Here is an 11,438-nt window from a genome sequence, read left to right as displayed (position 1 = left end):
CAGCGCCCGGGAACCGGACGGCCGAGGCTTTCCGAGACCCACCGCCCTCAGGTCAGGCGTGCGGGCCCCGCGCCTTCGCGCCGGTGACCTTCAGGCGCGCGTCGAGGGCTTCGATGTCAGGCACGAACCAGATGTGGCTTGCCGTATTGGATTCATGCACCAGAGCCCGCAGTGCGTCACTGGCCTCCAGGTGGTGGGAGATATCCCCGACGACGGCCAGCCGGACTTTGTAGTTGACGAACTTTTGCATGATATCGCCTGCGACACGGGTGCTGAGCGAGAAGAACTCGTCGTCCAGGCGACTCACAGGTACGGCCACGATCTCGGCGTCGAGCAATGCCGCGCCGATCAGGTTCAGTGCATCCTGCTCAGTTGCCACGACAGGCCCCGAGGGATCACACATCAACACCTGAACTCCATGCCGTTCCTGCAGTTCATCGGTCAATGGTCAGTCCCCCAAGTGAGGCAATCGTGAGCAGATATCGCTGGAGGAAATTAGCACACGCTTTGATCACGGGCCAAGGTTGCTTAAGTCACCTTGTGCGATTAAGCCATCTTCCTACATTCATGTTTGTGGACCGGATGGACTATGAGGCGCAGTCGCCACCCATCGAGGGGGTCGTGGTTCCTCCGTAGCGTTTTCGCTGACCGGAGCGGTGTTCGACCGGTGGATGCCCCCGCACCGGAAGACGTGGGGGACGGACGGACGCACGGCGGCACCGACTCGGCCGAACGGGTGATCACGCCAGTGCGTGGATGGCCGAATCCAAGCCACCAGGGTTCCCGGAGCCGGCGCTCCCGGGGGCGCAGCAGCACGAACTCCGCCTCACCCGCCGAACCGAAGTTTGCGAAGGTCGTGGCGGGCAGCGTCCGCAGGTCTTCCCGAAAAGCCCCTCATCCTTCCTGCGCGCAGTACCCTCAGCAAGCGCCCTACGATGTGGGCCGGAGCGGTATTTGCGCTTTCCCGGCGAGGCTCGGGACATCATTTCGCGCGATCCCGAGGATGCCTTTCTCTATTCACCGGAGAGGTCTTGCGAGACGACATCGTTTAGTGGTCGACTGCCCGCACCGACTCTTCGCCCTAGTGTTCACGCCTTGCGCACCCACGTCATTGTTCACACACGGGAGGAATAATGCCCAGGGATCACAGCGGCCTGGCTCCGCTCCAACTCGACGAGAAGGAGTTCGAGCAGGATCCGCATGCCGTGTACGACGTCCTGCGCTCCGAGGCACCGGTCCGCGAGATCATCGCGCCGGGCGGGACCAAGGTCTGGCTCGTCACGCGCTACGAGGACGCGAAGTCGGTGCTGACCGACAACCGTCTGTCCAAGAACATCGAGGCCGGCCAGAAGGTGATCCAGCAGAACACCGACGGCGAGACCGGCATGGTGTTCGCCAGCGAGTTGGCAGCGCACATGATGAACGCCGACCCGCCGGACCACACCCGGCTGCGCAGGCAGGTCAACAAGGTGTTCACGCAGCGAGCAGTGGAGAAACTGGGTCCCCGGATCGAGAAGATAACCACTGAACTGCTCGATGCCATGGAAGGCCAGGATCAGGTGGACCTGATGCGCGCCTTCGCCTACCCGTTGCCCATGGCGGTGATCTGCGAGCTGCTGGGCGTGCCGGCCGGCGACCAGGAGCGCTTCCAGGGCTGGGTACCCACCCAGCTCTCCGGCGGGGACCCGGAGAGCATGGCGCAGGCCACCACGGCACTGCTCGGATACCTGCACGAGTTGGTCGAGAGCAAGCGGTCCCAGCCGGCGGACGACCTGCTCACCGGTCTGGTGCGCTCCAGTGACGACGGCAAACTCAACACCCAGGAACTGGTGTCGATGGCGTTCCTGCTGCTGGTCGCAGGAAACGAGACCACGGTCAACCTCATCGGGAACGGCGCGTTCGCGCTGCTCCGCCACCCCGATCAGCTCGCCGCGCTGCGCGCGGACCGCTCATTGCTGCCCGGAGCGGTCGATGAGCTCCTTCGCTACGAGAGCCCGGTCAACACATCGTCGCTGCGGTTCACGACCGAGCCGATCGAAGTCGACGGAGTCGTCATACCAAAGGGCGAACTGGTGGTGGTCGCTCTCACCTCGGCCAACCGGGACGAGTCCCAGTTCCCCGATGCCGGCACCCTGGACATTCACCGTTCCGCGGGCGCCAACCTGTCCTTCGGACACGGCATCCACTACTGCGTCGGAGCGCAACTGGCCCGGTTGGAGGCGCAAATCGCCTTCGACCGGCTCATCGACCGCTTCCCGCGCATCCGGTTGGCAGCCGACCCGGCGGATCTCCGTTGGCAGCCGGGGACGGCGCTGCGCGGGCTGAGGTCCCTGCCGGTGTCGCTCGGCGCCCCGCAGAGCTGACTGACGGTGTCCCCGGTGCGGGCTTCCCGCACCGGGAAGACCCCGGGAGGAGCCTGCCCGGTCGCCCAGCTCCTGCACACCGGGCATCCACAGCGTGCACCGCCCCGTGCAGACGCGCCCGGCGGAGCACTGCCCTCCACCCGACTCCGCCTGCGACTTGAACGACCGGGCAGGGGGCGGCGTGCCTCCGCGCACCTGACTGGCCGCACCGGCTCATGACGTCGCTCACGCAGACGTCAACGACGCGCACGGCTCCGGGTCACCACCGCATGCGTGACAGTCCTGCCCCACCCACGCCGAGTTGCAGCGCTACGGCCCGGCCTGAAAAGATCTCCCGACACCCCCAGTTGTGCCCGCTGCGGCAGACTGCAGGAGTGAGGGCAACCGCACGTGGTTCGCGGCCGGTCAGAGAGCACGCGGCACGAGATGTCGCCCGGGTCGCACCCGTCGTCCGGCCGAACAGACCATGAGTCCGTGATGACTTCTGCGGGTGCCTTGACGGTGATCGCACGTGGCGGACACGAACCGAATGTGTAGGAGTAGAGCTGCGATGAACCGTGAAGCAACGACGCCACGCCGGTTGGCCACCGATCCCATGATCGATCTGCCCGCTGGAGAGATCGTGCTGCGGGACGAGGGCACGATGACGGACTGGACGGTCGAGGTTGCCGCCTTCCAGCTGGCGCCGAGTCCGGTCACCCGCGAGCTGTACACCGCTGTGCTGGACAAGGCACCGGAGAGCGCCGCGGGGCCGCGCACGCCGATGACCGAGGTCTCATGGCTGGACGCCGTCCGGTTCTGCAACCTGTTATCGCAGGCCGTCGGGATCAACCCCTGCTACACGATGGGCGACAGCCGCGACGCCGAGGACGTGGTCTGCGACTGGTCGGCCGACGGTTACCGCCTGCCGTCCGAGGCTGAGTGGGAGTACGCCTGCCGGGCCGGGAGCTCGGAGGCCCGCTACGGAGAGCTGGACGAGATCGCGTGGTACCGCGGGAACTCCGGAGGCGAGCTGCACGAGGTCGCGATGCGGGAGCCGAACGCGTGGGGCTTCCACGACATGATCGGTAACGTCTGGGAGTGGTGTTGGGACGTCTATGACGCCCGCGTCTACGGCTCGTACCGCGTCTTCCGCGGCGGCGGCTTCTTCGATGAGCCCCGGGGATGCCGTGCGTCGTGCCGCCGCAAGAGCCACCCGACCCTCGCCATCGAGGACCTCGGGTTCAGGCTCGCCCGCTCACGGTGAGCGCGGCGCACAGGAGGAGAGCCCGGGAACGAGACCGTGAACGCGGGGTGCTGTAGTGATCGCTGAGCTGTTACCTTCGCCCATCGGCACGGGCAGCGCGTTTGTTGACTACGACGCGGCGCTGACCGCCCTGTACCCGCAGGAGGCCGCCGCCGTCGCCAGCGCCCGGCCGAAGCGCCTACAGGAATACGCGAACGTCCGCCTGTGCGCGCGCCGCGCAATGCGCGAACTGGGCGTGCCGCCGACGCCTGTGCTGTCAGGTCCGCGCGGCGAACCGCTGTGGCCCGAGGGCATCGTCGGCAGCTTGACACACTGTCCCGGGTTCCGGGCCGCCGCCATGGGCCGCTCCTCCGCGTTTGTCGGGCTCGGCATCGATGCCGAGCCCAACCTTCCCCTGGAGGGGGACCTGCTGGAGTTCATCTCGCTGCCCCAGGAGTGGGCGCGGGTTCACACGCTGACGCGATCCTCCCCCGGAGTCTGCTGGGACCGGCTGTTGTTCAGCGCCAAGGAAGCGGTGTTCAAGATCTGGTTCCCGCTCACCGGGCGAGAACTCGACTTCTCCGAGGCGGACATGCGCATCGACCCGGATGAAGGCACCTTCTCCGCTCGACTACTCGTCCAAGGTCCCATGGTCGACGGGCAACGTATCGAGGAGTTCGACGGCCGGTGGCTCTCCCGCCAGGGCCTCCTCCTCACCGCGATAGCCCTGCGGCGGAGGACGTGACGAGACCGTCACGGGCGTCGGCGAGGAGATCAGCGTTTCCTCGGTCGCCCGCGCCACCGGTGTCCACCGCAGCCTGATTCACCGCCACGGTGACCTGCACGCCGCCGTCATCGCCCGCGCGGGCCAGCCGGTTCGGCCAACATCACCCGCAGACCGGCCGCCCACTCATCGGGCTCCTGGGGTGGCATGTGCTCCACCTCGGGGCCAGGCTGCAGTGGGCTTGATCCGCTTTGACGGACATCGCTGACTCCCCAGCTACTCAAGCCCACACATGCTTCGAAACGTGCTGCACGCCGTCCGGTACGTGACGCACGAGCCGGAACTGACAGCCTTCTACGCCGGGCTCGGCTTCACCGTATTCCCCGAAAGCGTTGGCACCCCCGCCCCGCTGGGGTCCATCTGCCCGGCCCGGTCAAGGGCTTCTGCTTCTCTGTGAAGCCGCTACGCACTGGCGTCCAGAGGGAGCCCCTGCCCACTCCTTACGGGCGGCAGCTCGACCGAAGAGCAGGCCCCGGCGCTTAGAGGGTGTTTCGTCCTGTTGTTTCATCCCTGATTGCGCGGTTGCGGGTGATTCATGCGCCGCGCCATGTTGGGGTGGATTCGGCGGTGAGTCTGCGGGTCATGAGGTTGATCATGGCTTCGGACCGGTGTGCGTGTGCTTCGTAGTCGCGGGCCAGGCGTCGGTGATTCATGAGCCATCCCAGGGTCCGCTCGACGGTCCAGCGGCGGGGCAGGACGGCAAATCCCCTGGTGGTGGGGGTGCGGCGGACGATGTCCATGTCGATGCCGAGGGTGGCGGCGTGCTCGACGAGGTGCTGGCGGTAGCCGCCGTCGACCCAGGTTTTGCGGATGGTGGGATGCTCTGCGGCGATCTGTTCGATGAGGGTTCGGCCGGCGGTCGAGTCCTGCACGCTGGCCGCGGTGACCAGTACGCCGAGGAGGAGTCCGACGGTGTCGATGACGATGCTCCGCTTGCGGCCGACGATCTTCTTGCCCGCGTCGATGCCTTGCCCGGTGGCGGGGACGTTGGTGGAGGTCTTGATGCTCTGGGAGTCGATGACGCAGGCGGTTGGTTCGTCGTCCCGGCCTTCCTGCCTGCGGACTTGGCGTCGGAGGAGGCTGTTGAGCTGGTCGAATACGCCTTCTTCCTGCCAGCGGGCGAAGTAGGCGTAGACGGTGTTCCAGTGGGGGTAGTCGTGCGGCAGATAGCGCCAGGGGATCCCGGTGCGGTTCACGTAGAGGACCGCGTCCAGCAGGCTTCGCAGGTCGTGATTCGGCGGCCTGCCGATGTCCAGCCCGCGACCTCGGCGCTCTGCCCGCCATGCGGTCAGAACTGGCTCGACCAACTCCCATCGGGCATCGGAGAGGTCGCTTGGATAGCGACGGCGCTCAGTCATGATTCTGGAGTACCGGCCGGCCGCGGATCCGGCCCAGGCGCATGCATCAGGCGCGCGAAGCGAACGGTGCACGACGGCGCGTCCTGGGATGAAACAGGAGGAGTGCGGGCGAGACCACGGCATCAGCACCCCACCAGCACCACCGGGACCTTGAGAAGCATCCATCTCATCAAAGCCGAGTCGCATAGCACCTGAAACCGCATCAAGAGAGGCGTAAACACCCTCTTAGAGGGTGTTTTGTCCCGGCAGGGCTGTTTGATATCTCGGGTGGCAGGGCGACTTCAGGCAGTCGTGCCCACTCGCCTGCAGCAGATGGCTCATGGTCCGGAACTCTGCGGGGGGACGAACCATTCCAGGTCGACCATCGGCCCGACTCGGTCACGGTGTGGGTCAACGGAAACTGCTTCCACCTCAGTGACACGGAGGAGGACGCGATCGACTTGGCCGACTGGCACTGCCCTGCTCAGGGCGCTTCCTCCTGACTCAGGAGTCGCGCCAGTTCGAGGTGGATTCGTGGGTGAGTCGTCGGCTCATGAGGTCGATCATGGCCACCTTGATCATGGCTTCAGAGCGGTGGGGGTGGGTTTCGTAGTCGCGGGCGAGGCGACGGTGATGCATGAGCCAGCCGAAGGTCCGCTCGACGACCCAGCGCCGGCCTTGAAGCCCTTCTGGGCGGGGTCGCGACGCGTGACTTCGACATCGATGCCCAAGCGGGCACCGTGGTCGATGGCCTTCGCCGACCCCGAGGACGACGACGACCAGGAGCCGGCGGCCGGGGCAGGGCCGGGGATCGACCTGACGGCGCTGCGCGCGCTGAAGGCATCGCGTACGGACGTGGAGGCCCTGGACTTCACCGCCGAGCAGCTGCGCCGTGTGACGGACGCCTTCACGAAAGCCGACGACGGAGCCCGAGCGAGGACGCAGAAGCACGCCGACCGAGTGGACACCACCCCATCGCACCCGGTGCACGAGGACGACCGGCGCGCGCACCGCCCCCAGCGGCCGGACCGACACCGCGGGCCAGAAGCCGGCCGCTGAGTGCACCCGGAGCGGTCCACTCGATGCTCACCACGATGTCGTGCACTCACCGGATGGATATACGACATCGCCCCGGGGTGAGCCTCCGCCAACTTGAAGCCGGATGAAAGATCTTCCCCTACTTCTCTTTGCCCAACGACCAGCACGAGTACCACGAGAGCCGGTCACACCGCCTTTGGCCAGTCCCCTGTCTCGGCTCGGCCGGGTCGGGGCTGTGACCCGTTGGCCTGGTGGGTCGGGGTGTGGTGCTTGTGAGGCGCGTGTGCCGAGTGCCGGTCAAATGGGCTCGTGTGCCCTGCTGTCCGGGTGTCATGCGTGTTGTTTAACTCACGCCTGATGCTCTGTTTTGTGTGTTGAACGTCTATGCGCGGCATCAGCCTGAGGAGTCACCAGCGGTGTGAATGGTTTGCCTTGGGTATGCAGGAAAACGCTTTCTGAATCCATGGCGTGACGGAGCGTGAATGTGCTGACCGGCCGTATCGATGGCCACGGAATGCGCCGTTCCGGCGGGAGGTGTGGCGAAGATATGAAGGCGCACCGGTTGGTGCGCCTTCATTCGCGTGAGTTGCCTGGCGCTCGTGCCGGGTGCCACGCTTTTGCATAGGGGGTTTGCACGTGAGACGTGCGCGTATGACGGTGGCGGCGACGGTGGCAGGGGCAACGTTGTCGCTGCTGGGCACGGGGGTGGCATCGGCGGCGACCGGGCCGGGGGCGACGCCTCAGCAGCAGGCGGCGAACGGCGCGGCGGGGGCCGCGGGGACGGAGGCCGGCAACCCGCTCAGCGCTGTGGCGACGGCGGCGGGGGTGTGCGCGGACGCCGCCCAGATCGGCACGACGGAGTACATCTACCGGGGCACGGAGACGATCGCCTCGGTCAAGCAGTTCTACTCGCCCAGCTGTGACAAGAACTACGGCTATGTGTGGGCGTGGAAGTCCTTCCTGGACCAGAACATCAACTTCAACCTGACCGTCGGCGTGTGGGCCTACGAGCGCAACGCCCTCGTCGGCGAGCGAACGGTCTTCAACACACACGCGCAGGAGTTCTGGGGCAACGCGGCCGACACGGCCGACGAGTGCACCTCGGCCGACGGAACGATCAACATCCCGGCCGATCCCAATCCACTCAGCGCCCGTACCTCCAAGCGCTGCTGACGGCCCCCCGGGCTAATCGCACACCACTTCCCGCCAGGAGCAGGGCAGGGCGGCATCCGTGCAGGGATGCCGCCCCGGCAGGTCCTGCTCCTTCGCCATCTCACGCATCGGAGAGACCTTCGTGAATCCTCGCATGCCCGCAACGCGGCGCCGTAGACACTGGCTGCCGCTGTCCGTCCTGGCCGTGGCCACCGCGACGGCCACCATGACCGCAGCCCTCCCCGCGAGCGCCCAGCCCCTTACGGCTCCGCGTCCTGCTGAGGCCCCGGCCACCGCGGCGAAGCCGAAGCCCTCCCCGCTGGGGGTGACGAAGGCGCCGGCCAGCACCCCGCTGAAGACGGCGGAGACCACCGGGCAGCCACTGGAGAAGTCCGCCGCGGCCGACCCAGGTTTTTACGCTCTCGGTGTCGGCCAGGTCCCCTGGTCGGAGTTCTTCTCCGCCCAGCTCTCCGACGGTGTCAGCGCCCAGGTCAACTACGGCAATGGCAACCTGCTTCTGACCGTCGACGGTTTCGACATCGCCGACGCCGGCCCCGGCCTGTCCTACGGCAACACCTTCAACAGCCTCAACAGCCTCGGCTGGAACGCCACCACCGGCACGGACTACCGCATCGAGGAACCCACTCCCAACGGCGTCTCCGTCCAGGGCCCCTCGGGCACCGCCGCCGTCTTCGCCCGCGACGGCTCGGGCTTCACCCCGGCCAAGGGCTACAAGCAGGACCTCACCGAAGCCTCGGACAAGAAGTCCTTCACCCTCACCAGCCGCCGCACCGGGGAGAAGACCACCTTCACCCGCTCGGGCACCACCGGGCCCGCGAGGGTGTCGAAGGTGGAGGACAAGAACGGCAACGCCACCACCATCACCTACTCCGGGAACTTCACGTCGAAGATCACCTCGGCGTCGGGACGCACCCTGACGTTCACCAACGACGGCAAGAGCATCACTAAGGTCACCGACAACACCGGCCGCTCGATCGGCTACACCTACTCCGGTGACCTGATCAAAACGTTCACCGACACCGACGGCAAGACCACCACCTTCGACTACGACTCCTCCAGCCGCCTGACCAAGGTCACCACGGCGGAGGGGCGGCAGACCAGGTTCACCTGGAGCAGCGCCAAGGTCGCCTCCCTGAACCGGGTGGTGGACAACGCCACCGGAGCAGGCAACACCACCGTGTTCAACTGGGCGCTGGGCCCGGACAACACCAGCAGCGAGGGCTTCGTTCAGATCACCGACCCGCGAGGAAAGAACACCCTCAAGACGGTCGACGGCTACTGGCGCACCAAGAAGACTGAGGACCCCCTCGGGCACAAGCGCTCGAAGTCCTGGGGCCCGGACAACGACATCGCCACCGCCACCGACGCGATGGGCGCCTCCCCCGATGATGGCAACGTCACCAGCTACACCTACGACGAGGCCTTCAACCCGAAATCCGTCGTCATCCCCACCGGGGCATCAGCGACGGCTACGTGGGTGAAGAAGGGCAGCGGCTACTTCCCCGAGACGGCCACCTCCGCCAGCGCGGAGAAGACCGCCAACGCCTACGACACCTCGGGCAACCTGCTCACCTCCACCGACTCCACCTCCGGCGGCACCGCCGCGGAATGGGAGTACACCTACAACCCCAAGACGGGCGAGATGGACTGCGACGGCCTGCCCGGCCAGCGCTGCACCGCTACCGACCCGCGGGAGAAGAAGACCAGCTACACCTACGACGACGAGGGCAACCTGACCAAGGTCACTCCGCCCAGCCCGCTCAAGCCCATCACCTACACCTACGACGACCTCGGCCGGCAGAAGAGCATGACCGACGGCCGCGGCATCACGACCACCTACACCTACGACAACCGCGACCGCATCAAGACCCAGAGCGCCGGCTCGGACACCGCCACCTTCACCTACGACGCCGACGGCAACCTCAAGACCCGCACCACTCCGGCCGGGACGTCGACGTTCACCTACGACGAGCAGAACCGCGAACGCAACCGCACCCTGCCCGGCACCCCGGCCACCTCGATCACCTACGACGCGACCGGCAACGTGGCGAGCGCGACCGACTCCGCCGGCACCGTCACCTACGGCTACGACGACGCCAGCCAGCTCACCTCGGTCACCGAACCGGGCGGTGCGAAGACCACCTACAGCTACAACAACAACGGTGAGCGCACCAAGACCACCTTCCCCGGCGGCACCACCCAGACGGTCACCCCCGACGACTCCGGCCGCCCCACGAAGATCGAGGCCAAGTCAGGCACGACGACGCTGTCGACGATCTCCTACGACTACGCCAACGCGGGCAAGGACACCGACAAGATCCGCAAGCGCACTGCCGACGGCGCCGCCCTGGCCTACACCTACGACACCGCAGGCCGCCTGACCAAAGCCGTGGAGACCAAGAGCGGTTCCACCACCGCCGGCTGGTCCTACTGCTACGACAAGGCCGGCAACCGCACCGGCCGCTCCTCAGGCACCAGCCTGCCCGCCACCTGCGACGACGCCGTTCAGAAGGCGGAGTACAACGACGCCGGCCAGCTGACCGCCTTCAATGGCAACACCGCCTTCACCTACGACGGCGCCGGCAACGAGACCAGCGCCGCCAGCCCCACCGGCACCCGCACCAACGAAACCTGGACCCCCTTCACCCAGCTCAGCGCCTACACCCAGTCCGGCACCACCACTCACCAGACCTACGCCGGCACCGACAACACCCAGCGCCTCAAGGCTGGTTCCACGACCTACACCAACGCGGCGGTCGGCATGACCGGGCAGAGCGCCTCCGGCACCGCGACCGGTTTCGTCCGCGAACCCTCGGGCACGCTCGTTGCCATGAGGACCGGGGGAAGCAGCCAGTACTACCTCACCGACGCCCAGGGCTCGGTCATCGGCCTGGTCGACACCGCCGGCAAGCGCACCGCCACTCACACCTACGGCCCCTACGGCGAACCGCGCACCAACACCGGCACCCAGCAGCCCTACCGCTACACCAGCACCTACCTCGACCCCTCAGGGCTGTACAAGATGGGCCACCGCTACTACGACCCCAACCTCGGCCGCTTTACCCAACCCGACCCGGCGGGGCAGGAACAGAACGCCTACCTCTATGCCGCCGGTGACCCGGCCAACAGCGCTGATCCGACCGGAACGAGTGTCCTTGGCTGCATTGGCGGAGGGATCTCAGTGGTAGGTGGGGCGATCTCAACTGGAGCGGGAATAGCCAGTGCCATCGGCACTGGTGGTCTCAGCACACCAGCATCATTGGCGGCCGTCGGAGCTGGTCTTGGCTTCGTGGGATCTGGGCTGGCGATGATTGACTCATGTATGTCATGACGACTGGAAGGCGGAGCATGCTTGCACGGCTTGTGTGGATCGGTATCGCTCTGGGGTGCATCGGAGTGGTGCTCTACCTTCTCGATCTTGGAATCTCGCGCTAGTCCTCAGACAGGGACCGGCGACGAGGTAGCTGGGCCCGGAGGCGGTGACGCCACCGAAGCACCGGTCGGCCACGCGGTGAGGG

8 protein-coding genes and 1 pseudogene are annotated in these 11,438 nt (G+C 66.7%); 6 read left to right on the top strand and 3 right to left on the bottom strand.

The window, feature by feature from the left end; genetic code table 11:
* Nucleotides 1-52 precede the first annotated feature (52 nt).
* Nucleotides 53-445 (bottom strand): DUF4180 domain-containing protein, encoded by a 393-nt coding sequence (locus tag OG379_RS38920; RefSeq protein ID WP_393761414.1) that lies wholly within the window; start codon nucleotides 443-445, stop codon nucleotides 53-55.
* Between the two features lie 688 nt (nucleotides 446-1,133).
* Here OG379_RS38920 and OG379_RS38915 point away from each other — a divergent pair.
* From OG379_RS38915 to OG379_RS38905, 3 genes are all read left to right on the top strand, one after another.
* On the top strand, nucleotides 1,134-2,363 hold the full coding sequence (locus tag OG379_RS38915; RefSeq protein ID WP_393761412.1) for a cytochrome P450: 1,230 nt from the start codon (nucleotides 1,134-1,136) through the stop codon (nucleotides 2,361-2,363).
* Between the two features lie 550 nt (nucleotides 2,364-2,913).
* On the top strand, nucleotides 2,914-3,609 hold the full coding sequence (locus OG379_RS38910) for a formylglycine-generating enzyme family protein (RefSeq protein WP_405668149.1): 696 nt from the start codon (nucleotides 2,914-2,916) through the stop codon (nucleotides 3,607-3,609).
* A gap of 55 nt (nucleotides 3,610-3,664) precedes the next feature.
* The gene (locus tag OG379_RS38905) at nucleotides 3,665-4,333 is read left to right on the top strand and encodes a 4'-phosphopantetheinyl transferase (RefSeq protein WP_405668147.1); all 669 of its coding nucleotides are present in this window, start codon (nucleotides 3,665-3,667) and stop codon (nucleotides 4,331-4,333) included.
* Nucleotides 4,334-4,905: 572 nt separating this feature from the next.
* Here the strand turns inward: OG379_RS38905 and OG379_RS38900 are convergent.
* Both OG379_RS38900 and OG379_RS38895 read right to left on the bottom strand, forming a co-directional pair.
* Entirely contained in the window at nucleotides 4,906-5,730 is an 825-nt protein-coding gene (locus OG379_RS38900; RefSeq protein ID WP_405668146.1) for an IS5 family transposase, read from the bottom strand.
* Nucleotides 5,731-6,213: 483 nt separating this feature from the next.
* Nucleotides 6,214-6,405: pseudogene (locus tag OG379_RS38895) on the bottom strand (transposase); the annotation flags it as partial.
* 12 nt (nucleotides 6,406-6,417) lie between these two features.
* Between OG379_RS38895 and OG379_RS38890 the strand changes: the two are divergent.
* The 3 genes from OG379_RS38890 to OG379_RS38880 all read left to right on the top strand — a co-directional run bounded on the left by OG379_RS38890 (nucleotide 6,418) and on the right by OG379_RS38880 (nucleotide 11,251).
* Nucleotides 6,418-6,768 (top strand): hypothetical protein, encoded by a 351-nt coding sequence (locus OG379_RS38890; RefSeq protein ID WP_405668144.1) that lies wholly within the window; start codon nucleotides 6,418-6,420, stop codon nucleotides 6,766-6,768.
* A gap of 615 nt (nucleotides 6,769-7,383) precedes the next feature.
* Nucleotides 7,384-7,920 (top strand): hypothetical protein, encoded by a 537-nt coding sequence (locus OG379_RS38885; protein WP_405668143.1) that lies wholly within the window; start codon nucleotides 7,384-7,386, stop codon nucleotides 7,918-7,920.
* A 133-nt stretch (nucleotides 7,921-8,053) separates the two neighbouring features.
* The gene (locus tag OG379_RS38880) at nucleotides 8,054-11,251 is read left to right on the top strand and encodes an RHS repeat-associated core domain-containing protein (protein WP_405668141.1); all 3,198 of its coding nucleotides are present in this window, start codon (nucleotides 8,054-8,056) and stop codon (nucleotides 11,249-11,251) included.
* Nucleotides 11,252-11,438 lie beyond the last annotated feature (187 nt).

This window comes from Streptomyces sp. NBC_01166 (assembly GCF_045039765.1).
Taxonomy (GTDB): domain Bacteria; phylum Actinomycetota; class Actinomycetes; order Streptomycetales; family Streptomycetaceae; genus Streptomyces.
This window is presented reverse-complemented; position numbering and strand designations above follow the sequence as displayed.